Here is a 23,016-nt window from a genome sequence, read left to right on the forward strand (position 1 = left end):
CCTGTCAGAGACGCGAGAAATCATTGAATAGTGCAAGCCCCATTAACAGCACCAGCAAAACCGAGCCAATGCGATAACTGAAGTCCTGAACTCGCTCAGACACCGGCCCACCTTTGATCTTTTCGATCGCCAGAAACAGCAAATGTCCACCATCTAATACCGGCAAGGGGAACAGATTGATAATCCCGAGATTCACGCTGATTAGCGCAAGAAACATCAGGTAATAAATCAAGCCATATTCCGCCGACATCCCAGCACCCTGGGCGATAGAAATCGGCCCGCTGAGATTGTTCAACTTCACTTCGCCAACTATCAGCTTGCCCAGCATCGTCACCGTCAGCTTCATCAGCTGCCAGGTTTTGACGCTGGCCTCGCCAACGGCCGCAAACGGCCCATACTGGCGAACCGTTTTGTATTCGTCCGGCAGCGGAACGATGCGTGGGATCACGCCCGCAAACCCTTCCGCTTTGTTGCCCGGCTTAACATCCGGCGTCAGCGTCAGGGCCACTGATGCACCCTGTCGCTCAACTTCAACCGCCAGCGGCCTGCCGGGATTATCGCGAACCTCGGCGACAAACTGCTGCCACTGCGCCAACGGCTGACCCCCGACTTTAACGATCCTGTCGCCTGCTTGCAAACCTGCTCTGGCCGCAGCGGAGCCGGACTGGATTTCTGCCAGCACGGTTTCAACCTGCGGACCGCGAGGATGAATGCCCAGCGACGCGACCGGATCCTCCCTGTCAGGCGCGAAATGCCAGTTACGCAAATCAAGCCGGACATCCTGAACCTGGCTGGTGCCGAAAGGCGCCACGCTGAGCGTAGTCTGCTGGTCGCCAATTTTCGCTACCAGCGCCATCCGCACAGCTTCCCAGTCAGGCGTTTCGATACCGTCAACGGCCTTAAGTTCCATTCCAGGCGCAATTTGCGCCTCGGCAGCCTGCGAACCGCTCACTATTTCACCAATCACAGGCCGTACGCCAGGCACGCCGATGATAAAAACCAGCCAGTAAGCAAAGATGGCAAACAGGAAATTAGCCAGCGGGCCGGCGCTGATAATAGCGGCGCGCTGCGCGACGGTTTTATTATTAAAGGAGAGATGGCGAAGCTCCGGCGGCACGCTTTCGACGCGTTCGTCGAGCATTTTAACATAGCCGCCCAGCGGGATCAGCGCGATAACATACTCGGTGCCCTGGCTGTCGCGACGTCGCCACAGCGCCTTGCCAAAGCCGACAGAAAAGCGTTCGACTTTGACACCGCAGCGGCGCGCCACCCAGAAATGGCCAAATTCATGCACGGTGATCAGAATGCCCAGCGCAACGATAAAGGCCCCAAGGCTCCAGAGTATACTCAACATAACGTCCCTTATAGCGTGCCGAAAGCCAGCAACAGCAGGCAGGCGAATACCGGCACCGCCGCCGTCAGGCTATCGATACGATCCAGAATACCACCATGACCTGGAATAAGCTGTCCGCTGTCTTTAATGCCCGCTTCGCGCTTGAACATGCTCTCGGTCAAATCGCCCAATACGGAAGCCAGCGTGGCGACAATGGAGCAGGTCAGCAGCGTCACAGGCGATACGCTCAGCGGCGCCCACAGCCCGAACAGCCAGGCGATAATGCCCGTAGTGACCAGGCCGCCAAAAAACCCTTCCCAGGTTTTCCCCGGCGAAACTTTTGGCGCCAGCTTGTGTTTGCCGAACAGACGACCAAACATGTAGGCCCCGGAATCCGCGCCCCATACCAGAAACAGCACGTAGAGCAGCCACCAGGCGCCGGCAAAATGGTCGCTGTCGTAATGATACTGGCGCAGCGCCACCATGCCCCAGAAGAAGGGCACAATGGTCAGAATACCAAACAACAGGCGTAAAGCACGAGACGAGCGCCACAGCGCGGCGGATACGGGATAGGTCAACACCAGCAGCAGCGCAACTATCCACCAGCCCAGCGCCGCCCAAAGCGAGCCCGCAATAAGGGGAAGATGCACAGGATGGTAAGCAGGCAGCGTAAACGTCATGAACGCCAGCAGCAGCCCGCACAGAACCGCGAGCCAGACGCGCTGGGAGCTGGAGGCCAGGCCAGCGAACTGACCCCACTCCCACGCCGCCAGCATACAGATAGCCAGCGTGACGATAGCAAAACCGGCAGGCGGCAGCAGAAACAGCGCCGCAATCACAATCGGGATAAGTATCAATGCGGTAATCAGGCGTGACTTCAGCAAGGATTACCCCCAGTGCGCTCAGGCGCCGCCGGGTGCTGCGCCGCCAAAGCGACGCTCTCGTTGTGCAAACGCATTCAGTGCACCTTCAAAAACTTGTTCATCAAAATCAGGCCAAAGAACATCGGTAAAAAAGAACTCCGCATAGGCAACCTGCCACAGCAAGAAATTACTGATTCGATGCTCTCCCCCTGTCCTTATTACCAGATCCACAGGTGCCAGATCGTTGAGACAAAGATGCTGTGCGAGGGTTTCTTCCTCGATCTGATCCGGACGAACCAGACCTTCCTGCACCTGTTCTGCAATTTTCCTGACGCTATGAATAATATCCCAACGTCCGCCATAATTCGCGGCAATGTTCAGGGTAAGTCCATTATTTTGCTGAGTCAGTTCCTCGGCGCGCCGGATACGCTCCTGCAAACGAGCGTTAAATCGGCCCGTATCGCCAATAATTCGCAGGCGTACGTTATGTTTATGGAGGCTTTTCACCTCGCTGTCCAGAGCCCAGACAAACAGCTCCATCAGCGCCATCACTTCCTGCGGAGGACGGTTCCAGTTTTCGCTGCTGAAGGCATACAGGGTCAGCGCATCCAGCTTATTGCTGACGGCAAAGCTTACCGCGCGGCGCACGGACTTTACGCCCGCCTTATGGCCGGTAATGCGCATTTTCCCCTGGTTTTTGGCCCAGCGGCCATTGCCATCCATAATGATGGCCACGTGGCGGGGATTTTCTCCCGACTGGTCATCGGTTTTTATTTGATTTTCGGACGACATAACGCGTAATTATTTCCTTTAATCAGAAATACGACGGTTTCTGAAATAGTTTGCCCGCTTGACGTAAAAAAGCCGTGTCGGCCACGGCAGCTGTCGCTGTATCGCTACGTCGCTTTAAGGACGGGCGCAGATTGTAACACCTCCACCCCTGCCCCACAAACGCACGCTGGTTAGCGTGCGGTTGGAAAACGCGACAAACAGGTTTTCGCCGTAGCGCGCGCGCGCCTGTCGATATCCAGTACCGCCTCCACGCTCTCCGGCTCGCGGCAGGAAAGCGTTTCCAGAACGCTCATATTCACTCGCGCAATATCGGTAAATCGGATTTGCGCATCCAGAAAAGCGGCAACGGCAATCTCATTAGCGGCGTTCAGCGCGGTAGTCGCGGCCTGCCCGGTTTTACAGGCGTCGATAGCCAGCTTGAGGCAGGGATAACGCGCGTAGTCCGGCTCGGCGAACGTCAGGGCGCTCATGCGGGCAAAATCCAACGGTTTTGCGCCGGACTGCACTCGCTGCGGCCAGGCCATTACGTGAGCGATAGGCGTACGCATATCCGGCGACCCCATTTGCGCCAGCACGCTGCCGTCACGGTAGCGCACCATGGAATGGATCACCGATTGCGGATGCAGCACCACTTCCATCTGCGCGTCGGTCGCGTTAAAAAGCCAGCGGGCTTCAATATATTCCAAACCTTTATTCATCATGGTGGCCGAATCAACGGAGATTTTTCGCCCCATTGTCCAGTTCGGATGCGCGCAGGCCTGATCCGGCGTCATCTGCGCCAGGTCCGCCAGCGGCGTTTCACGGAAAGGGCCACCCGACCCCGTAAGAATAATGCTGTCAATGCCATTATCTTGTAGAGAAGCGTATCCTAACTGGCGCTGGAGGGAAGCGGGCAAACTCTGAAAAATGGCATTATGCTCGCTATCGACCGGCAGCAGCTGCGCTTTAAATTCGCTTACCGCCTCCAGAAACAGCTGGCCGCAGGTGACCAGCGACTCTTTATTGGCCAACAGCACGGCCTTACCGGCGCGTATGGCCGCCAGCGTCGGCAGCAGGCCTGCCGCGCCAACGATCGCCGCCATAACCTGATCCACGTCGTCCAGCGCGGCCAGATCGCAGGCAGCCTGTTCGCCGCTCAGCACCTCGGTCGCCACGTTCAGCTCTTTCAACCGCAGCCGTAACGCGCTGGCGGACTTCTCGTCGGCCATGGCCGCATAAGCCGGCCGGAAAGCGAGACACTGTTCCGCCATCAGCCCGACGTTATGCCCGGCCACCAGCGCCTTAACGGCGAACAGATCGGGATTCGCTTTAATGACGGCCAGCGTGCTGGTACCGATTGAACCGGTGGAACCGAGAATGGTCAGTTGCTTCATGAAGGTGCTCTGTGTAGTGACCTGCGACGATAAGTCGCCAGCCAGGGGATTAAATGCAAAACGCCGTAAGACTACCCTCCGAAAAAGGCACCCTGTACGGCGTTAAGTCACGGCGCGGATCGACTCAGAAGTCCATCAGCTCCGCTTCTTTTTCTGCCAGCGCGGCATCGACTTTCTTGATGAACACGTCGGTCATTTTCTGGATATCATCCTGAGAACGACGCTCTTCATCTTCGCTGATTTCTTTATCTTTCAGCAGCGCTTTAACCTTATCGTTGGCATCGCGACGCACGTTACGTACGGAAACGCGACCCTGCTCGGCTTCGCCGCGCACGATTTTAATCAGGTCTTTACGACGCTCTTCCGTCAGCGCCGGAAGCGGCACGCGAATGTCGCTGCCCGCTGAGCTTGGGTTCAGGCCCAGGTCAGAAGCCATGATCGCTTTTTCAACGGCCGCGCTGATCGAGCGGTCAAATACGTTGATTTTCAGCGTACGGGAATCCTCCACGGTTACGCTGGCCAGCTGACGCAGCGGCGTGGCGGAGCCGTAATAATCGACCATGATGCCGTCAAGAATGCTTGGCGACGCGCGGCCGGTGCGGATTTTGCTGATGTGGTTTTTAAATGCTTCCAGGCACTTGTCCATGCGCGTTTCAGCATCTTTTCTGATTTCGTTAATCACGTTGTAACCCTTGAATTCTGGTTAACCTGACAGGCTCAGAAGAGCCTGTTAGCTATCTGTTAGCGTGCGTAACGCACTACAAAGGCAGAATATACCTTATTTTATGTGCTAACGGACATTATTGCGTAATCAGGGTGCCTTCTTTTTCACCCATCACTACGCGGCGCAGCGCGCCCGGCTTGTTCATATTGAAGACGCGGATCGGTAGTTTATGGTCACGGGCCAGCGTAAAGGCGGCCAGATCCATCACTTTCAATTCACGTTCCAACACTTCGGTGTAGCTCAGCTGATCGTACATCGTGGCGTCCGGATTTTTTACCGGGTCGTCAGAGTAAACGCCGTCAACCTTGGTCGCTTTCAGCACGACGTCCGCTTCGATTTCGATACCGCGCAGGCAGGCCGCCGAATCCGTAGTAAAGAACGGGTTGCCGGTGCCGGCGGAGAAGATCACCACGCGGTTGTTGCGCAGCAGGCTGATCGCTTCTGCCCAGCTGTAGTTGTCACAAACGCCGTTCAGCGGAATAGCCGACATCAGACGAGCATTAACGTAGGCGCGGTGCAGCGCGTCACGCATCGCCAGACCGTTCATTACGGTTGCCAGCATACCCATGTGGTCGCCCACAACGCGATTCATGCCGGCCTGTGCCAGGCCCGCACCGCGGAACAGGTTGCCGCCACCGATAACCACACCTACCTGAATACCCAGCTCAACCAGTTCCTTCACTTCCTGAGCCATACGATCCAGCACGCTGGCGTCGATACCGAAGCCTTCCGCGCCTTGCAGAGCTTCGCCGCTCAGTTTCAGCAGGATACGTTGATAAACAGGTTTTGCATTGGTCGCCATGGTTTTTTTCCTGGAAGCAGTATTGAGGAGTTAAATCTGCGCTATCATCCCGCGAGTAGTGAGAAAATGCTATTGGGATGAGACTGAAAATTGCCGGATACGGCAGATAAAAAAGAACCGCCGGATGGCGGTTCTGGTCAAACGATTAAGACTGCTTAGACATCGCCGCAACTTCTGCTGCGAAATCGGTTTCTGCTTTCTCAATCCCTTCGCCCACTTCAAAGCGGATGAAGTTAACCACGTCAGCGTTCTGCTCTTTCAGCAGCTGGCCAACGGTTTTAGACGGGTCGATCACGAAAGGCTGACCAGTCAGAGAAACTTCGCCGGTGAATTTCTTCATGCGGCCTTCAACCATTTTCTCTGCGATTTCTTTCGGCTTACCGGACTGCATCGCGATATCCAGCTGAACCTGGTATTCTTTCTCTACCACGTCTGCAGACACGTCTTCTGGCTTAACGAATTCTGGCTTGCTTGCCGCAACGTGCATGGCCAGCTGCTTAACCAGCTCTTCGTCAGCGTTGGTTGCAGAGATCAGTACGCCGATACGTGCGCCGTGCAGGTAGCTGCCCAGCACGTCGCCTTCCAGGGTCGCGACGCGACGAATGTTGATGTTTTCGCCGATTTTAGCAACCAGCGCAACGCGCTCTTCTTCGAACTGCGCTTTCAGCACTTCAACATCGGTGATTTTGCCGGCAACAGCCGCATCCAGCACCTTGTCAGCGAACGCCTGGAAACCGCCGTCTTTAGCAACGAAGTCGGTCTGGCAGTTAACTTCCAGGATCACGCCGTAGTTGCCGTCGATTTTGGTTTTGATCACGCCGTCAGCAGCCACGTTGCCTGCTTTTTTCGCCGCTTTGATCGCGCCAGATTTACGCATGTTCTCGATCGCCAGCTCGATGTCGCCGCTAGCTTCGGTCAGCGCTTTTTTACAATCCATCATGCCAGCGCCAGTGCGCTCGCGCAGTTCTTTTACCAGAGCAGCAGTAATTTCAGCCATTCTCGAATCCTCGGTTAGCTCAGCACCTGCCCGGTTCGCCTGATGGCGCCACAACAGATGCCTGTTTCTCGGGAGAAATATTGCCCCGCCGATGGGTCACCAGCGGCAAAGCGAATTCAAAATAAAGGGGCCAATTAAGGCCCCTTACAGATTAACATCTGATTTTACCCTGACGGGTATAAGGGCTCTCTGTGGAGCAAACCTTATTACTCAGCTTCAGCGAAGCTTTCTTCTGCCTGCTGAGCCAGGTCCTGAGAGCGACCTTCACGTACGGTGGTAGCCACAGCGGTCAGGTACAGGCTTACAGCACGGATTGCATCGTCGTTGCCTGGGATGATGTAGTCAACGCCGTCTGGATCAGAGTTGGTATCAACGATAGCGAAAACCGGGATGCCCAGGTTGTTTGCTTCTTTGATAGCGATGTGTTCGTGGTCAGCATCGACAACGAACAGCGCGTCTGGCAGGCCGCCCATGTCTTTGATCCCGCCCAGGCTGTTTTCCAGCTTGGCCAGTTCACGAGCACGCATCAGCGCTTCTTTTTTGGTCAGTTTGTCAAAGGTGCCATCCTGAGACTGAGTTTCCAGATCTTTCAGACGCTTGATGGACTGACGAACGGTTTTCCAGTTGGTCAGCATACCGCCTAACCAGCGATGGTTTACGAAGAACTGGTCGCAGCTCAGCGCAGACTCTTTTACCGCTTCGCTTGCAGCGCGCTTGGTACCAACGATCAGAATCTTGCCTTTACGGGCAGCGATCTTGTTCAGTTCAGCCAGCGCTTCGTTGAACATTGGTACAGTTTTTTCAAGGTTGATGATGTGAACTTTGTTACGAGCGCCGAAAATGAATGGCTTCATTTTTGGGTTCCAGTAACGGGTCTGGTGACCGAAGTGTACACCAGCCTTGAGCATGTCGCGCATGGAAACAGTTGCCATGATTACCTCTGTAAATTGATTGGGGTTAAGCCTCCATGTATCCCATACGACCGACCTCTCGGGCCGCTTGCGCAGCGCTTTAAGGCACCCCGGCGTACGTGTCGATACATGTGTGTTATTTACACATAGTGAGAGTTATGCGTTTCTCTGCAATCTTGCCCACAGAGAATCGTCGGCGCGCTTTATACCATAAAGACGCAGGTGAAGCCAATGATTGTTCGCTTTACCTGCCGCGCCGTAAACGGGAATTGGCAGCGGCCAGGTGGGCTGCTAACATTGCTGCACTTCCTTTATTATTGTCGAAAATAGCGACAGCTGCGGACTAAATTAATGGCAATTACAATCAAAACCCCTGAAGAAATCGCGAAAATGCGCGTAGCCGGTCGCCTGGCGGCAGAAGTGCTGGAAATGATCGAAGAGCACGTCAAGCCCGGCGTCAGCACCGGCGAACTCGATCGCCTGTGCCATGACTATATCGTTAACACCCAGCAAGCCGTTTCGGCCAGCCTGGGCTATCACGGCTTCCCTAAATCCGTTTGCATCTCGGTCAACGAAGTGGTGTGCCACGGTATTCCAAGCGATGATAAAATCCTGAAGGATGGCGATATCGTCAATATCGACGTAACCGTCATTAAAGACGAATATCACGGCGATACCTCTAAAATGTATATCGTCGGCAAACCGACGATTCAGGGCGAACGCCTTTGCCGCGTAACTCAGGAGAGCCTCTATCTGGCGCTGCGTATGGTGAAGCCAGGGATTCGCCTGCGCACTATCGGTCGCGAAATCCAGAAATTTGTTGAAGCACAGGATTTTTCCGTAGTACGCGAATATTGCGGTCACGGCATCGGCAAAGGCTTTCATGAAGAACCGCAGGTGCTGCACTATGACGCGGACGACGGCGGCGTGGTGCTGCAGGCCGGTATGGCCTTTACCATCGAGCCGATGGTTAACGCAGGCGATTATCGCATTCGCAGCATGAAAGACGGCTGGACGGTGAAAACCAAAGACCGCAGTCTTTCCGCCCAGTATGAACACACCATCGTGGTGACGGAAACAGGCTGCGAGATTATGACGCTGCGTAAAGACGATACCATCCCGGCAATCCTGACCGCCGACGCGTAATCTTTGTCAAATAACCCGGCAGGCAGCTTTGCTGCCGGGTCAAAAGCATTGCTCTCTCACCCCGGATCTTTCTTTACCGCTCTCGCTGCCTGCCTTCCATCCAGCCTGACGGGCTTTCTATTCAGCCCAGGGTTTACGAACACTTTTTTTCATTGGACCTGATTAACCTTGTGGTTGTAAATTGCTCAAGGCATGAAAAGTGTAGGGGCATTACCCCGTAGCCTTTCTGCAGGAAGCAGCTAATTTACACAGGGAGATCAAGCAAATGGAAAAGCCATTCCTTTTAGCGCAAACAATTAATAACGAGTTGGGACGCCGTGCCGATTGTGGAGGCCTGTGCCTCTGCTCTGTGGCCGCACGCTGGCCAGAGGAGGAAACGAATCAAGGAGGCAGCTATGGGTTACGCGCTCAGGGATGCACCTTTGAATGACGCCGATCATAAACCCGGACTGCCTGCGCTGCGCTCTTCAGGCGGCGATGGAGGAGGAGGCATGACAGAGAATATCGAACCGCGAGTAAGGAAGCTTGAAAACGATGTCGCCGTAATCAGCCACAATCTGGCTGTGCTTACCGTGCGCTCCGAGAGTTTCGCCACCCACGCCGATGTCGCGAATGTTCGCACTGAAATGGCGACAATGCGCGGCGAGCTTACAGAGCGAATGACATTTATGGGCGGCGAATTTAAAGGCGAAATCATTTCGTTACGAGGCGAGATGGCGCTTATGCGCGGCGAGCTCAAGGAGGAAATGGCCTCGTTAAGGGGCGAGCTGAAAGAGGATATGGCCTCGTTAAGAGGCGAGCTGAAAGATAATATGTCCTCATTAAGAGGCGAGCTGAAAGAAGAAATAGCCTCTTTAAGAGGCGAGCTGAAAGGCGACATCGTTTCGTTGCAAGGCGAGCTGAAAGAGGATATGGCCGCTTCAAAAGGCGAGCTGAAAGAAGATATGGCCTCCTCAAAAGGCGAATTGAAAGGCGACATCGTTTCGTTGCGAGGCGAAATTCATGAGACGTTACAGAAAGCTATCAACAAGCAAACCGTTCTGTTGCTGACGATTATTCCCGCCACGCTTGCCGCTATTGCCGCCGTCGCGGCCTGGTTTAAATAGCGCTCTGTTCGTTCTCTGACCGCCGACAGTGAGGCAGGCCACTCCCCCATTTAGCCCTCACTCTTTTTATTACCGCTCTGCCAGCCAGCACGGCGGTAAAAATCCCATCTGCTATCTGCCAGTTTCTTTTGATCTCTGGTGCCGGTAAACGCTATTGTCACTGCTTGTCTTTGTGCGGCAGAGAATGCGGGAGCGCTGGCGTGAACACGATAATTAGAGATTACGGGCAGGCATATTCTCCTGCTGAATGGACAGATGCGGAGCTGACGCGCGATACGCTGAAGCAGCACCTTGATGACTTCCAGCAGCGGCTGGGCCAGGCCTTTGACGCCGGAGAAGCCGTTGAGCAGCTTATCGCCGCCCGCACGCTGTTTATCGATCGCCTGCTGCGCCGCCTGTGGCGCTTTTACGGTTTCCCGGAGCAGGAGGATATTGCGCTGGTTGCCGTGGGCGGCTACGGGCGGGCCGAGCTGCATCCTCTTTCCGATATTGATGTGTTGATCCTGAGCCGACGGCCGCTTTCCGAAGAGGATGCACAGCGCACCAGCGAGCTGCTGACGCTGATGTGGGATTTGAAGCTGGAAGTCGGCCACAGCGTGAGAACGCTGGAAGAGTGCCTGTTGGAAGGCCTGTCAGATCTTACCGTCGCGACCAACCTGATTGAATCACGCCTGCTGGTCGGCGACGTCGCGCTGTTTCTCGAACTGCAGAAAAACGTTTTCAGCGAAGGTTTCTGGCCTTCCGATCGCTTTTTCGCCGCCAAAATTGCCGAGCAGCAGGAGCGCCACCAGCGCTATCACGGTACCAGTTATAACCTGGAGCCGGATATCAAAAGCAGTCCCGGCGGCCTGCGCGATATCCATACGCTGCTGTGGGTGGCGCGCCGCCACTTTGGCGCCACGTCTCTGGATGAAATGGTCGGTTTTGGCTTTCTGACGCAGGCCGAGCGCAACGAGCTGAACGAGTGTCAGTCCCTGCTGTGGCGTATACGTTTCGCCCTGCATCTGACGCTCAGCCGCTACGATAACCGGCTGCTGTTCGATCGCCAGCTGAACGTGGCGCAGCGTCTGAACTATCAGGGCGAAGGCAACGAGCCGGTCGAGCGCATGATGAAAGATTTTTATCGCGTTACCGGCCGTATCGGCGAGCTGAACCAGATGCTGCTACAGCTGTTCGACGAGGCTATCCTGGCGCTGGGCGAGGATGAAAAACCGCGCGCCATTGACGATGAATTTCAGCTGCGCGGCACCTTAATCGATCTGATTGACGAAACGCTGTTCGCTCGCGACCCGGTTGCTATCATGCGCATGTTTTACACGATGGTGCGCACGCCGAATATTACCGGCATCTATTCCACCACGCTGCGCCAGCTGCGCTTTGCCCGTCGTCAGCTTCAGCAGCCGCTGTGCACGCTTCCCAAAGCGCGGGAGCTGTTTCTGTCCATCCTGCGGCATCCGGGCGCGGTAAGCCGGGCGCTGGTACCTATGCATCGTCACAGCGTGCTGTGGGCCTATATGCCGCAGTGGGGCAATATTGTCGGCCAGATGCAGTTTGACCTGTTTCACGCCTATACCGTGGATGAGCATACTATTCGCGTCCTGCAAAAGCTGGAAAGCTTCGCCAATGAAGCGACTCGTCCACGCCATCCGCTCTGCGTAGAGATTTGGCCGCGTCTGCCGCAGCCGGAGCTGCTGCTGATGGCCGGACTATTTCACGATATCGCCAAAGGCCGCGGCGGCGATCACTCCGTGCTGGGCGCGCAGGACGCGCTGGAATTTGCCGAGCTGCATGGGCTGAACTCGCGGGAAACGCAGCTGGTCGCCTGGCTGGTACGTCACCATCTGCTGATGTCGGTGACGGCGCAGCGGCGCGATATTCAGGATCCCACCGAGATCCAGCATTTCGCGGAGGTGATGCAGAACGAAAACCGGCTGCGCTATCTGGTTTGTCTGACCGTAGCGGATATCTGCGCCACCAACGAAACACTGTGGAATAGCTGGAAGCAGAGCCTGCTGCGCGAGCTGTTTTTCGCTACCGAGAAACAGCTGCGGCGCGGAATGGAACACAGCCCTGATCTGCGAGAACGCGTCCGCCATCACCGTTTGCAGGCGTTGGCGCTGCTGCGTATGGACAATCTGGATGAGCAGGCGCTGCGCGATATCTGGGCGCGTTGCAGAGCGGACTATTTCCTGCGCCACACGCCAAACCAGCTGGCCTGGCACGCTCGTCATTTGATGGAACACGATCTGTCGAAGCCGCTGGTGCTGCTCAGCCCTCAGGCGACACGCGGCGGCACGGAAATTTTTATCTGGAGCCCGGACCGTCCTTATCTGTTCGCCACCGTGGCGGGCGAACTGGACAGACGCAACCTTAGCGTGCACGACGCACAGATCTTTACCAGCCGCGACGGTATGGCGATGGATACCTTTATCGTGCTGGAGCCGGACGGCAGCCCGCTGGCGCCGGATCGACACGAGGCCATCCGCCAGGCGCTGGATCAGGCTATCGGGCAAACCAGCTTCCAGCCAGCGAGAGTCCGCCGCCAGTCGGCCAGGCTAAAACATTTTAGCGTGGATACCGAAGTGAAATTCTTACCGAGCCATACCGACAGACGCACCTATATGGAACTGATCGCCCTGGATCAGCCGGGTCTGCTGGCGCGCGTTGGGGAGATCTTCGCCGATCTGAACGTATCGCTGCACGGCGCGCGCATCAGCACCATCGGCGAGCGCGTCGAGGATCTGTTTATCCTGGCCAACAGCGATCGCCGCGCGCTCAGCCGCGAATTACGCCACGAGTTGCGACAACGGTTGACAGAGGCCCTTAATCCAAACGATAAAGTGTGACCAGGATTTACTTTTACCCCGCTTTCGGGCGCGCGGCCGATTAGCTGCAGGCGCGTCCCGAAACATGATTTGACACAGGAAAGCTTAATTAATGCAACAGTTACAGAGTGTTATTGAGAGCGCCTTTGAGCGCCGCGCCGAGATTACCCCAGCCAATGCCGATACCGCTACGCGAGAAGCGGTTAACCAGGTTATCGCGCTGCTGGACAGCGGCGCGCTGCGCGTGGCTGAGAAAATCGACGGCCAGTGGGTGACGCATCAGTGGCTTAAAAAGGCCGTGCTGCTCTCTTTCCGCATCAATGACAATCAGGTGATTGATGGCGCAGAAAGCCGTTATTACGACAAAGTTCCGATGAAATTTGCCGATTACGACGACGCTCGCTTCAAGAAAGAAGGTTTCCGCGTGGTGCCGCCGGCTGCCGTTCGTCAGGGCGCTTTTATCGCACGCAATACCGTGCTGATGCCTTCTTATGTCAATATTGGCGCTTATGTTGATGAAGGCTCAATGGTGGACACCTGGGCGACCGTTGGCTCCTGTGCGCAGATTGGTAAAAACGTGCACCTGTCCGGCGGCGTCGGTATCGGCGGCGTGCTGGAACCGCTGCAGGCTAACCCGACCATCATCGAAGACAATTGCTTTATCGGCGCGCGCTCTGAAATCGTGGAAGGCGTGATCGTTGAAGAAGGCGCGGTGATTTCTATGGGCGTCTACATTGGCCAGAGCACCAAAATCTACGACCGCGAAACCGGCGAAGTGCACTACGGCCGCGTGCCTGCCGGCTCCGTAGTGGTTTCCGGCAACCTGCCTTCCAAAGACGGCAGCTACAGCCTGTACTGCGCGGTTATCGTGAAAAAAGTAGATGCGAAAACCCGTGGCAAAGTCGGTATCAACGAACTGCTGCGCACCATCGACTAATTCTCCTCCGGGCCGCGCTTTGCGGCCCGTCAGTTTTTCTTTACACGCCCGCCTTAAAAAGATGTTTTCCATCAAAAAATAAGTAATGCTATTGCGCAATAACCAGGCGATAATCCGCGCCAACGAGCGTACAGGTTACCCGCCCCTTTTCAGATTTTCACATATACTCAGCTGAGCACGGGACGAGCAGGCCTGGCAAAAACAGGGAGCAACGTGCCGCCGCAGCGCGGCCGGTAAAAACCGCACCTTGCACCACAGAATATTTGTAAAGCGCAGCCGAATGACTATTCTCCCGCACAGGAAAAAATCTTATGTATGACAATCTGAAAGGTTTAGGTATCGCCAATCCCGACGACATCGATCGCTACAGCCTGCGTCAGGAAGCCAGCAACGACATTCTGAAAATCTACTTTCGCAAAGACAAGGGTGAGTTTTTCGCTAAAAGCGTGAAGTTTAAATATCCGCGCCAGCGCAAAACCGTGGTGGCCGATAACGTCAGCCAGGGATTCAAAGAGATCCAGGAGATCAGCCCTAACCTGCGTTACGTGATTGACGAGCTGGATCAGATCTGCCAGCGCGATCAGGTGGAAGTCGATCTGAAACGCAAAATCCTGGACGATCTGCGTCATCTGGAAGGCGTGGTAACCAACAAGATCGCCGAAATTGAGGCCGATCTGGAAAAACTGACGCGCAACAGCCGCTAAGCACGCCGTTACTCCCTGCTCTGTTTCCGTTCTTCAATGCGTCAGGGCCTGGCGCATTGGTCACTCTTTTCCAGGTTTCTGCGGCCAACGCTTTAAGGCTCATCATCCAGCTGCAACGCCACGTAAAGCAGCAGCCTGTCGTCAAAACTACTCAGATTCAGCCCTGTCAGCTCGGAAATGCGGTTAAGCCGGTATTCAAGCGTATTACGATGAATATAAAGCGCTTTCGCGGTAGCTGAAGGCTGCACGTTGTGGCTGAACCAGGCGATTAGCGTTCTTCTCAGCAGGCCATTATTGTCCATGGCCTTCAGCTTTGCCAGCGGTCGGGACAGCTCTCCGGCCTGCCAGCCGCCGCGCAGGCTGTCCAGCAGCACGGGCAACACCAGATCCTGATAGAAATAGCTGCGTTCTTCCGGCATGCGCTGTTTGCCTACCAGCATGGTAGTGCGCGCGGTGCGATAAGAGCGGGCGATGCTGCCCGGCCCGGTAAAAAAGTTGCCCAAGGCAATACGCATTCGCAGATGGCCGTTTTCTTTCATTCTGGACTGCAAAAGCGCCACCCGTTTACGGTGGTCTTCCGCGTCAAAGCGACCATGTGAGTTAAAAGCAGGTTTCAATACCACCATCTCGGTCAGCGACACGATGGCGATTAAATTATCCCGCTCCGGCGTGGTAAGCAGCGTTTGCAGCTGCTGCAGTTCCGACATGGCGCTGTCCACGCCAAGCTGGCCGCTGTCGACCTCGACCACTGCTACCACGCGCGGCTGGTTAAGATCGATGCGTAACCGCTGCGCCCATTCGTTCAGCGCCGGAGAAAGCGTGTCGCTGCGAATAAGATTCAGCACCAGCTCTTCGCGCAGACGGCTGTCCTGCGCCAGCATATGTAGCAGTCGCGCCTGTTCCAGCATCATTTCTGCCGTCATGCAAACCAGCTCGCCATAGTGCCGCAGCGATTCCGGCTCTCCGGTCAGGCCGATAACGCCGACGATCTCGCCATCGATACGCATAGGCAGATTGATGCCGGGCCGCACGCCGTGCAGATGTCTTGCTACCGCTTCATCAATATCCACGATCCGTGCCTGAGACAGCGCTAACAGCGCGCCTTCGTGCATTTCTCCAATACGTTCCCGGTCGCCGCTGCCGATGATCCGGCCACGTGCGTCCATCACGTTGACATTGCTGTCAATTATTTTCATGGTGCGGGCAACGATTTCCTGCGCAAGGCGGGCATCAAGATGATAGGTGGCCATCCGTCACTCCTGAAATGTCTCGTCAGGCCAGCATACCTGCAGGCTGGCGTCGCGACATCATGCAAATGCACCAGGCGTGATCCAGAGTGTAAAAATAAGCGGAAAGATGAAAAGGCGTTGTTAAGGGGGATGCTGGCCTTATGGGCCAGCATCCGGCAGGAAGTTACTGCATTAACAAATAGATAGAGGCGTCGCCGCGCAGAATGTTCAGCGCCAGCACGGAAGGTTTGCCGTCGAGGATTTTGCGCAGCTCGCCCAGGTTAGCGACCGCCTGCTGGTTAACGCCCAAAATCACGTCGTCTTTCTTCAGGCCAATACGCGCCGCGGCGGAGCCCGCCTTAACGTCATCGACCTTCACGCCCTTCATGCCTTTTGCATCGTAGTTGCTGAGATCGGCGCCCTCAATACCGACATAGATATTGCCGGAATCGACTTTCGCCTGCGAGCTTTGCTGCAGCTCAACGTTGACCGTCATCGGTTTGCCGTCGCGGATCAGCCCCAACGCCATTTTAGTGCCGACCGGCAGCGATCCGACCTGCGCGCGCAGCGCTGCAAAGCTGGAAATCTGCTTGCCGTTGATGGAAATCACCACGTCGCCCGCTTTTACGCCCGCCTTCGCCGCCGAAGAATTCGGCAGTACCTGGCTGACAAAAGCGCCGCGCTGCGCGTCCACCTTCATTGCTTTCGCCAGCTCGGAGTTCAGCTCGGTGCCCATGATCCCCAGCTCGCCGCGTTTCACCTGGCCATATTCCACCATTTGTGCCGTCAGGTTTTTCACCATATCGCTTGGGATGGCGAAGCCGATGCCGATATTGCCGCCGTCCGGTGCCAGAATGGCGGTGTTAATGCCGATCAGCTCGCCGTTGAGGTTCACCAGCGCGCCGCCGGAGTTGCCCCGGTTGATAGCCGCATCCGTCTGAATAAAGTTTTCATAGTTTTCCACGTTCAGGCCGCTGCGGCCCAGCGCGGAAACAATGCCGGAGGTAACCGTTTCGCCCAGCCCATAGGGGTTGCCAATCGCCACGGTGTAGTCGCCGACGCGAAGGTTATCGGAATCCGCAATCTTAATCGCCGTAAGGTTCTTCGCATCTTTAAGCTGGATCAGCGCAATATCGGAGCGCGGATCTTTGCCGATCACCTTAGCTTCGTATTTGCGGCCATCGCTCAGCTGCACCTGAATTTTCGTCGCGTTATCGACTACGTGATTATTGGTAACGACATAGCCTTTCTCTGCGTTGATGACTACGCCTGAACCCAGCGCGCGGAATTTCTCCTGTTGGGTATCGGCTCCGCCCTGCGGCCCGCCGCCCTGACACATTGGCGAGCCCTGGAAAGGCGAACCATCCTGACAGAAAGGCGAGTTGCCGCCAAAGAACTGCTGGAACTGCTGAGGTAAACGCGGCGTGCGTACCGTTGTGCTTCCTTCAACGTTGATACTCACTACTGAAGGCATCACTTTTTCTAACATTGGCGCCAGGCTTGGCAGCTGCTGGCTGGAAGAGGAAGCCGTTTCTGCGGCCGTAGCGGTCAGCGGGCCCATGGCCATTCCCAGGCTCAGGGCCAGCGCGCTGGCTAAAAGTGTTTTTTTCATGCGTCTGATTCTCTTCTGTTCTGATAGGCGAAACGTGCAGCGGACGTGCTGGTAAGAGTCATTTTTTAACGCTAAGTTCATGTATAAGTTTCAGCGAAAAGTAAAAAAATATTCTCTGCCTTTACAAACCCGCCGGAAAAAACGCTTATTCCACTGCCATCAAACGACGATATTCGTCCCAGGCATAAAGATCGGTCATGCCGCTGACATAATCCTGCAGCAAACGCGCCCGATAATAACGCTCCCAGAGCAGACGTTCAAATCGCTGTTCGATCTTCAGGTTTTTCATATGCACCGAATAAGCCTTCCGGTGCTTGCCGGATAATTTATGAAACAGACGTGTTTCAATTGGGTAGTCCGGATGGAAATCCTCATTTATCAGCATGTTAAAATCCTGATAAGAAAGCTGTAATAATGGCTTATAAATATCCAGCAGGCCTTTTATAACCCGATAACCCTGCAGCTCCAGCTGTTCGACTTCCGGATGATTAAATACGTGCTTTCTGGCGACTTTTTTAAACAGATTCAGCAGCTGGTTTTCATCGCCGTCATCTTCAAGCAGCGAATGATTAAAACTTCCCTGCCAGATTGGCCCGATATTATCGACAAAGCGTTTAACGGCGTGCTCGACCAATGCGGACTGTACTTTAACGCGAAGCTTCATAAAAAAGGTATCGCTCCGGCTGCGATAACGCTCTTTACTTTGCGCCTCGGTGTAAGCAAAGCCGACAATCTTTACAAAGAGTTCGTCAGAGGTGACCTTTTTGTTTTTTCGCAGCAGCGTCCACTCATCTTCTAAAAACTGATAAAGCTGGTCGACGCTGAAAATCGCTTTTTCTACGGCGTCGTCCAGGTCGGCAATACAATAAGAGATATCGTCGGCGGCTTCCATAATATAGGTCAGCGGAAAACGATGATATTGCTGTGTGTTGGTTGCCCTGAGCAGATCGGCCACGTACTTCTCTTCGGAAAGATAATAGCCTGGCTTTTTCATCAGCGTACTAAACTGCGGCGGTTTTTCGCCCTGAAACCAGGCCGGCGCCGTGTATTTTAAAATGCAGGCAACCTGTACATAGGAAAGATTAAGCTGAAGCAGCGTATGCACCAGGCGAATAGCCTGCGCGTTGCCCTCAAAATGGCAAAGATCCTGACGAAGACGGGCATTCATGGCGAGAAATTTTTCATTCTGCTCGGTGTCATCAACCCCGGCCTCCTGCGGCTCGGTCAGCAGCCCGGGCAAATTCACGCGGAACCAGTCGTTGATCGCCGCCTCGCCAAAATGGCCGAACGGCGGATTACCGACGTCATGCAGCAGGCAGGCCATTTCCACCAGGCTTTCAAAGGCGCCGGTTAAATCGGCCAGGCCGTACTTTTCCAGCCCGCCAGGCTGCTTTCGCAATGCCTGAAGCACCTCTTTCACGATATAGCGGCCGGTCTGTTGCACCTCCAGCGAATGCGTCAGCCGCGAGCGCACGGCGGCGTTTCGCTCCAGAGGAAAGACCTGCGTTTTTTGCTGAAGTCGCCGAATAGCCGCCGAATTAATAATACGTCCGCGATCGCTTTCAAAATGGCGGGTAATATAATATTCGCCTTCGGGCTTTTCGCGGTTATTAAAGGGCCGCTCGAAACTGAATTTCGTCCTGAAATCTGTCGCTGTCATACTAGCCCACCCTGATGAGTTAAACCTGCTAATCATGATAAACTATGCACTACATTGAACAACTTCCACAACAATAGCGAGCATTCCTATGAAAGCAGGCATTATTGGCGCGATGGAGCAGGAAGTAACCCTGCTGCGCGATAAAATTGAAAACCGTCAGACTATCGCGCTGGCCGGTTGCGAGATCTATACCGGCACGCTGAACGGCGTTGAGGTTGCCTTGCTGAAATCGGGTATCGGCAAAGTTTCTGCGGCGATGGGCACCACGCTGCTGCTGGAGCTGTGCAAACCGGATTTTGTGATTAATACCGGTTCCGCAGGCGGTTTGGCCTCCACGCTGAAGGTCGGCGATATCGTGGTATCCGACGAGGTGCGCTATCACGATGCCGACGTCACCGCTTTCGGCTACGAGCCAGGCCAGATGGCAGGCTGTCCGGCAGCCTTTACGGCCGATGATAAACTGATTGCCGCGGCGGAAAGCTGCATCGCTAAGCTTGGCCTGAACGCCGTACGCGGCCTGGTCGTGAGCGGCGATGCCTTTATTAACGGTGCCGAACCGCTGGCGCGCATTCGTACGACTTTCCCGCAGGCCGTAGGCGTAGAGATGGAAGCGACCGCTATCGCTCACGTTTGCCACCAGTTCGGCACGCCGTTCGTAGTGGTGCGAGCCATTTCCGACGTGGCCGACCAGGAGTCGCATCTGAGCTTTGACGAGTTCCTGACCGTTGCCGCTAAGCAGTCCTCACTGCTGGTGGAAACGCTGCTGACCCACCTTCGTGGCTAAGCTTTTCGCCCTGTTGCTGCTGCTCTGTTACGGAGCGGCAGCCGCCACGCCCCGCGTTATCACCCTTGCGCCAAACCTGACCGAACTGGCTTTTGCCGCAGGCATCACGCCTGTCGCCGTCAGCGCTTATTCCGACTATCCCCCCGCTGCCGCCGCTATCGAACAGGTGGCGAACTGGCAGGGAATTAACGTTGAACGCATCATCAACCTGAAACCGGACGTGGTGCTTGCCTGGCGCGAGGGAAATCCGCAGCGACAGGTCGATCAGCTGGCAGCCTTCGGCATTAAGGTGGTGTGGCTGGCACCAGTCACGATTGGCGAGATGATTGCCGCCGTGCGCGATCTTAAAGCCTTCAGTCCGCACCCGGAACAGGCTGACAGGCAGGCGACGGCGCTACAGCAGCAGTGGGATGATCTGCAGAGGCGCTATCAGCACGCACGCAAAGTGTCGGTGTTTTTACAGTTTGGTCAGCGGCCGCTTTTCACCGCCTCGCGTAATACGCTGCAAAACGAAATCGTACAGCTGTGCGGCGGCGAAAACATCTTTGCCGACAGCCGCGTCGCCTGGCCTCAGGTCAGCCGCGAGCAGGTTTTAATGCGGCATCCGCAGGCCATCGTGACGGGAGGTGACGCCGCCGCCGTCAGCGCCTTCTGGCGGCCACAGCTCAACGCGCAGGTAATTGTAATAAATGATGACTGGCTCAGCCGGCCCGGCCCGCGCATTCTTCAGGCAGCACGGGCATTGTGCAGTCAGTTGCAGCCCTGAGACGGCAGACCCTGTACTAAAGTCGGTTAAAGTTTCAACGAAGATGGTCGTTAACCTAATTACGAGGCGGCAAGGCTATTATAAGCGCCGCCCGGCATTTCAGGGCTTTTGCCCTTTTACACCAGGAAACTACAGCAATGAAAGCCGTTTATATGGCCTTAGGCCTGATGATGGCAGGTCAGGCGGCTGCTGCTTCCATTACCGGCAGCATTGGCGTCAGGCTGACCATTTACTCCCAATGTCACATTGACGGGCAGAGTACTATCACAGCAAGAACACCTGCAGTGGACTGCGGCCAACAAAGAGCCGCACAGCCGAAAGTCACGCAGACGGCGATTTCGTCTAACCGCGAAACGCGCCAGACGTCGAAACTGGTCACTGTAGAATGGTAAGCGAAAACCCCGGCGGCAACGTCGGGGTTTTTTATTCAGATACTGAAAGAAGAACCGCAGCCGCAGGTGGTTTTGGCGTTCGGGTTAGTCACGATAAAACGCGAGCCTTCCAGCCCTTCGGTATAGTCCACCGAGCCGCCAACCAGATACTGCAGGCTCATAGGATCCACCACCAGCGCCACGCCCGATTTTTCAATCGTCATATCGCCATCGTTGACCTTATCGTCAAAGGTGAAGCCGTACTGGAAACCGCTGCAACCGCCGCCGGTAATATAGACACGCAGTTTCAGATCGGGATTCTCTTCATCTGAGATCAGGTTTTTAACTTTACTGGCCGCTGCTTCGGTAAACTGCAGGGGCAGAGCTACATCTTCACTCATTTCATACTCCATCAGGCACTCGGGCCGGTCAGAATTCGACCATTAATCGCACCATTATCTTACACACCAGTATAGCAATCAAGTATGCGCCTGTTTGTCGGTTGTGGTGTTAGCAGCCGCTGCTACCGCGTCATCGGCCTGCTGCTGTTTTTCCAGCGTGCGCGCCAGCAGCGAGGAGTAAAGCGGTTTGCCGCCGAGAAACTGCGCCAGTAAGGTTGCCCCAAGACAGGTGATAATCATCGGCAGAATAAGCTGATAATTATCGGTCATTTCCAGTACCAGCACGATGCCGGTGAGCGGCGCCCTGACCGAAGCGGCGAACAGCGCGCCCATGCCCGCAATGGCAAAAGTACCGACTTCCAGCTGATAAGCAGGAAACAGCGAGGCGCTGGCCATGCCGAACGCGGTGCCCAGCAGCGTGCCCAGCGCCAGCATCGGCGCGAAAATACCGCCCGGCGCGCCGGAGCCAAAACAGAGCAGCGTTGTCGCCATGCGGGCGATAAAAATAAACAGCAGCGTGCCCACGGTATAATGACCGGCCGCCGCAATGGGGATCAGCTCAAAGCCGCCGCCTGCAGCCTCCGGCTCGATGACGCCCAGCACGCCGCAAACGCCACCCAGCACGGCGCCGATAATCAGAATTTTTTTCAGGTTGCCGCCGTGGAGGCGCTGAAACATATCCTGCGTTTTAAAAATCAGCGCGTTAAACGCTACGCCAACGATGCCGAAAATCATGCCCAGCAGCAGATAGAGCCAGAGCGTGTTGACCGGCGAGTTGGAAAGTTTACCGACGGCGATCACCGCGTGTTCGCCGTTGAAAATGCGGAACACGATGCTGGACATAATGACGCCGATAAACACGGCCTTGATAGAGATAACGCTGTAGCGAAACTGCAAACGCATCTCTTCGATGATAAACAGAATGCCCGCCAGCGGCGCGTTAAACGCGGCTGAAAGCCCGGCAGCCGCACCGGTAGCCAGCAAAGAGTGGCGGGCCTCGGCGCTTTTCAGGCGGAAAATATCCAGCACCATGCGGCCGATGTTGCCGCCCAGCTGCACCGTCGGCCCTTCGCGTCCCAGCACCATGCCCGCGCCCAGCGTTCCCATGCCGCCGATAAATTTAACGGGGATTACCCGCCACCAGCGCACCGGCCGCAGCTCTTCCAGCGCGCCTTCGATTTCCGGAATACCGGAGCCTGAGGCTTCCGGCGCAAAGCGGCGCACCAGATAGTACCCCACGACGGCCAGCAGTGCGGAAAGGATAAACGCCAGCGGAAACAGCAGGATCCAGTGTTGTTCAACGTCTGCCAGCATTGCCAACCGCCAGTGGCTGACGCTATGCACCGCTTTTTCGAAGGCGACGCCTACCAGTCCGGCCAGCAGGCCGACAATGCCTGCCATAATTAACACCACGACCGGCGTTTTATCGCGTCTTAATAGCAGGCGGAGAAAGTCGCCGCGTCGGGCTGGCACCACGTGTAACTGGTCGGACGAAGAGGTTGTCTGCTGCATAGTCCATTCGTATCAGTTCAGGCGAAGCTGATATTTTACTCATCCCGTCGCGGCTGTCGCCAGGAAAAGCTGATCCTTTCGTGTCAAAAGCGCCAGCGGCCTTTCAACCCGACCGTCTGTTCCCTTAGAATGGCGGGGTTTTTCTTAATGCATCCTCAGGAGCGGAAC

General features: G+C 55.6%; 21 protein-coding genes. 8 read left to right on the forward strand and 13 right to left on the reverse strand.

The window, feature by feature from the left end; genetic code table 11:
* Positions 1 to 4: 4 nt before the first annotated feature.
* From rseP to rpsB, 8 genes are all read right to left on the reverse strand, one after another.
* Positions 5 to 1,354, reverse strand: a complete 1,350-nt coding sequence (gene rseP, locus AB6T85_RS10070; protein WP_301251361.1) for a sigma E protease regulator RseP — start codon at positions 1,352 to 1,354, stop codon at positions 5 to 7.
* Between the two features lie 8 nt (positions 1,355 to 1,362).
* On the reverse strand, positions 1,363 to 2,217 hold the full coding sequence (gene cdsA / locus AB6T85_RS10075) for a phosphatidate cytidylyltransferase (RefSeq protein ID WP_253455188.1): 855 nt from the start codon (positions 2,215 to 2,217) through the stop codon (positions 1,363 to 1,365).
* An 18-nt stretch (positions 2,218 to 2,235) separates the two neighbouring features.
* Positions 2,236 to 2,988 carry a (2E,6E)-farnesyl-diphosphate-specific ditrans,polycis-undecaprenyl-diphosphate synthase gene (ispU, locus tag AB6T85_RS10080; RefSeq protein WP_253455189.1) on the reverse strand — a complete coding sequence of 251 codons (753 nt, stop codon included), beginning with the start codon at positions 2,986 to 2,988 and terminating at the stop codon, positions 2,236 to 2,238.
* 170 nt (positions 2,989 to 3,158) lie between these two features.
* Positions 3,159 to 4,361 (reverse strand): 1-deoxy-D-xylulose-5-phosphate reductoisomerase, encoded by a 1,203-nt coding sequence (gene ispC / locus AB6T85_RS10085; protein WP_253455190.1) that lies wholly within the window; start codon positions 4,359 to 4,361, stop codon positions 3,159 to 3,161.
* Between the two features lie 124 nt (positions 4,362 to 4,485).
* Positions 4,486 to 5,043 (reverse strand): ribosome recycling factor, encoded by a 558-nt coding sequence (gene frr / locus AB6T85_RS10090; protein ID WP_125289093.1) that lies wholly within the window; start codon positions 5,041 to 5,043, stop codon positions 4,486 to 4,488.
* 118 nt (positions 5,044 to 5,161) lie between these two features.
* On the reverse strand, positions 5,162 to 5,887 hold the full coding sequence (pyrH, locus tag AB6T85_RS10095) for a UMP kinase (RefSeq protein WP_253455191.1): 726 nt from the start codon (positions 5,885 to 5,887) through the stop codon (positions 5,162 to 5,164).
* 145 nt (positions 5,888 to 6,032) lie between these two features.
* A complete protein-coding gene (gene tsf, locus AB6T85_RS10100) occupies positions 6,033 to 6,884 on the reverse strand; it encodes a translation elongation factor Ts (protein WP_253455192.1) in 852 nt (283 codons plus the stop codon).
* 206 nt (positions 6,885 to 7,090) lie between these two features.
* Positions 7,091 to 7,816 (reverse strand): 30S ribosomal protein S2, encoded by a 726-nt coding sequence (gene rpsB, locus AB6T85_RS10105; RefSeq protein WP_253455193.1) that lies wholly within the window; start codon positions 7,814 to 7,816, stop codon positions 7,091 to 7,093.
* 330 nt (positions 7,817 to 8,146) lie between these two features.
* Here rpsB and map point away from each other — a divergent pair, with 330 nt between their 5' ends.
* The 5 genes from map (at position 8,147) to AB6T85_RS10130 (ending at position 14,513) form a co-directional block, all read left to right on the forward strand.
* Positions 8,147 to 8,941 (forward strand): type I methionyl aminopeptidase, encoded by a 795-nt coding sequence (gene map / locus AB6T85_RS10110; protein ID WP_253455194.1) that lies wholly within the window; start codon positions 8,147 to 8,149, stop codon positions 8,939 to 8,941.
* A 491-nt stretch (positions 8,942 to 9,432) separates the two neighbouring features.
* The gene (locus AB6T85_RS10115) at positions 9,433 to 10,047 is read left to right on the forward strand and encodes a hypothetical protein (protein ID WP_369895464.1); all 615 of its coding nucleotides are present in this window, start codon (positions 9,433 to 9,435) and stop codon (positions 10,045 to 10,047) included.
* Between the two features lie 200 nt (positions 10,048 to 10,247).
* Entirely contained in the window at positions 10,248 to 12,893 is a 2,646-nt protein-coding gene (gene glnD, locus AB6T85_RS10120; RefSeq protein ID WP_253455196.1) for a bifunctional uridylyltransferase/uridylyl-removing protein GlnD, read from the forward strand.
* Between the two features lie 91 nt (positions 12,894 to 12,984).
* Positions 12,985 to 13,809, forward strand: coding sequence for a 2,3,4,5-tetrahydropyridine-2,6-dicarboxylate N-succinyltransferase (gene dapD, locus AB6T85_RS10125; RefSeq protein ID WP_369895465.1), 825 nt, complete (start codon positions 12,985 to 12,987; stop codon positions 13,807 to 13,809).
* A gap of 311 nt (positions 13,810 to 14,120) precedes the next feature.
* A complete protein-coding gene (locus AB6T85_RS10130) occupies positions 14,121 to 14,513 on the forward strand; it encodes a DUF3461 family protein (protein ID WP_253455197.1) in 393 nt (130 codons plus the stop codon).
* Between the two features lie 92 nt (positions 14,514 to 14,605).
* Here AB6T85_RS10130 and AB6T85_RS10135 read toward each other — a convergent pair whose 3' ends face one another.
* From AB6T85_RS10135 to dgt, 3 genes are all read right to left on the reverse strand, one after another.
* A complete protein-coding gene (locus tag AB6T85_RS10135) occupies positions 14,606 to 15,763 on the reverse strand; it encodes a CdaR family transcriptional regulator (protein ID WP_125289084.1) in 1,158 nt (385 codons plus the stop codon).
* Between the two features lie 163 nt (positions 15,764 to 15,926).
* Positions 15,927 to 17,354, reverse strand: a complete 1,428-nt coding sequence (degP, locus tag AB6T85_RS10140) for a serine endoprotease DegP (RefSeq protein WP_253455198.1) — start codon at positions 17,352 to 17,354, stop codon at positions 15,927 to 15,929.
* A gap of 145 nt (positions 17,355 to 17,499) precedes the next feature.
* Positions 17,500 to 19,014, reverse strand: a complete 1,515-nt coding sequence (gene dgt, locus AB6T85_RS10145) for a dGTPase (protein ID WP_369895467.1) — start codon at positions 19,012 to 19,014, stop codon at positions 17,500 to 17,502.
* An 88-nt stretch (positions 19,015 to 19,102) separates the two neighbouring features.
* Between dgt and mtnN the strand changes: the two genes are divergently transcribed.
* The 3 genes from mtnN to AB6T85_RS10160 all read left to right on the forward strand — a co-directional run bounded on the left by mtnN (position 19,103) and on the right by AB6T85_RS10160 (position 20,956).
* Positions 19,103 to 19,798, forward strand: a complete 696-nt coding sequence (gene mtnN / locus AB6T85_RS10150; RefSeq protein ID WP_253455199.1) for a 5'-methylthioadenosine/S-adenosylhomocysteine nucleosidase — start codon at positions 19,103 to 19,105, stop codon at positions 19,796 to 19,798.
* Positions 19,791 to 20,564 carry a vitamin B12 ABC transporter substrate-binding protein BtuF gene (gene btuF, locus AB6T85_RS10155; RefSeq protein WP_369895469.1) on the forward strand — a complete coding sequence of 258 codons (774 nt, stop codon included), beginning with the start codon at positions 19,791 to 19,793 and terminating at the stop codon, positions 20,562 to 20,564. Before mtnN ends, btuF begins: the two co-directional genes overlap by 8 nt.
* 137 nt (positions 20,565 to 20,701) lie before the next feature.
* A complete protein-coding gene (locus tag AB6T85_RS10160) occupies positions 20,702 to 20,956 on the forward strand; it encodes a hypothetical protein (RefSeq protein ID WP_253455201.1) in 255 nt (84 codons plus the stop codon).
* Positions 20,957 to 20,991: 35 nt separating this feature from the next.
* Here the strand turns inward: AB6T85_RS10160 and erpA are convergent, their stop codons facing one another.
* Entirely contained in the window at positions 20,992 to 21,336 is a 345-nt protein-coding gene (erpA, locus tag AB6T85_RS10165) for an iron-sulfur cluster insertion protein ErpA (RefSeq protein ID WP_125289078.1), read from the reverse strand.
* 78 nt (positions 21,337 to 21,414) lie between these two features.
* Positions 21,415 to 22,848, reverse strand: coding sequence for a H(+)/Cl(-) exchange transporter ClcA (gene clcA, locus AB6T85_RS10170; protein WP_301251374.1), 1,434 nt, complete (start codon positions 22,846 to 22,848; stop codon positions 21,415 to 21,417).
* Positions 22,849 to 23,016 lie beyond the last annotated feature (168 nt).

This window comes from Erwinia aeris (assembly GCF_041224955.1).
Lineage (GTDB): Bacteria > Pseudomonadota > Gammaproteobacteria > Enterobacterales > Enterobacteriaceae > Erwinia > Erwinia aeris.

Coding starts and splice junctions, on each gene's coding strand:
- rseP (WP_301251361.1), bottom strand. CDS start 1,354: ATGTTGAGTATACTCTGGAGCCTTGGGGCCTTTATCGTTGCGCTGGGC.
- ispU (WP_253455189.1), bottom strand. CDS start 2,988: ATGTCGTCCGAAAATCAAATAAAAACCGATGACCAGTCGGGAGAAAAT.
- ispC (WP_253455190.1), bottom strand. CDS start 4,361: ATGAAGCAACTGACCATTCTCGGTTCCACCGGTTCAATCGGTACCAGC.
- pyrH (WP_253455191.1), bottom strand. CDS start 5,887: ATGGCGACCAATGCAAAACCTGTTTATCAACGTATCCTGCTGAAACTG.
- tsf (WP_253455192.1), bottom strand. CDS start 6,884: ATGGCTGAAATTACTGCTGCTCTGGTAAAAGAACTGCGCGAGCGCACT.
- rpsB (WP_253455193.1), bottom strand. CDS start 7,816: ATGGCAACTGTTTCCATGCGCGACATGCTCAAGGCTGGTGTACACTTC.
- map (WP_253455194.1), top strand. CDS start 8,147: ATGGCAATTACAATCAAAACCCCTGAAGAAATCGCGAAAATGCGCGTA.
- AB6T85_RS10115 (WP_369895464.1), top strand. CDS start 9,433: ATGACAGAGAATATCGAACCGCGAGTAAGGAAGCTTGAAAACGATGTC.
- dapD (WP_369895465.1), top strand. CDS start 12,985: ATGCAACAGTTACAGAGTGTTATTGAGAGCGCCTTTGAGCGCCGCGCC.
- AB6T85_RS10130 (WP_253455197.1), top strand. CDS start 14,121: ATGTATGACAATCTGAAAGGTTTAGGTATCGCCAATCCCGACGACATC.
- AB6T85_RS10135 (WP_125289084.1), bottom strand. CDS start 15,763: ATGGCCACCTATCATCTTGATGCCCGCCTTGCGCAGGAAATCGTTGCC.
- degP (WP_253455198.1), bottom strand. CDS start 17,354: ATGAAAAAAACACTTTTAGCCAGCGCGCTGGCCCTGAGCCTGGGAATG.
- dgt (WP_369895467.1), bottom strand. CDS start 19,014: ATGACAGCGACAGATTTCAGGACGAAATTCAGTTTCGAGCGGCCCTTT.
- mtnN (WP_253455199.1), top strand. CDS start 19,103: ATGAAAGCAGGCATTATTGGCGCGATGGAGCAGGAAGTAACCCTGCTG.
- AB6T85_RS10160 (WP_253455201.1), top strand. CDS start 20,702: ATGAAAGCCGTTTATATGGCCTTAGGCCTGATGATGGCAGGTCAGGCG.
- erpA (WP_125289078.1), bottom strand. CDS start 21,336: ATGAGTGAAGATGTAGCTCTGCCCCTGCAGTTTACCGAAGCAGCGGCC.
- clcA (WP_301251374.1), bottom strand. CDS start 22,848: ATGCAGCAGACAACCTCTTCGTCCGACCAGTTACACGTGGTGCCAGCC.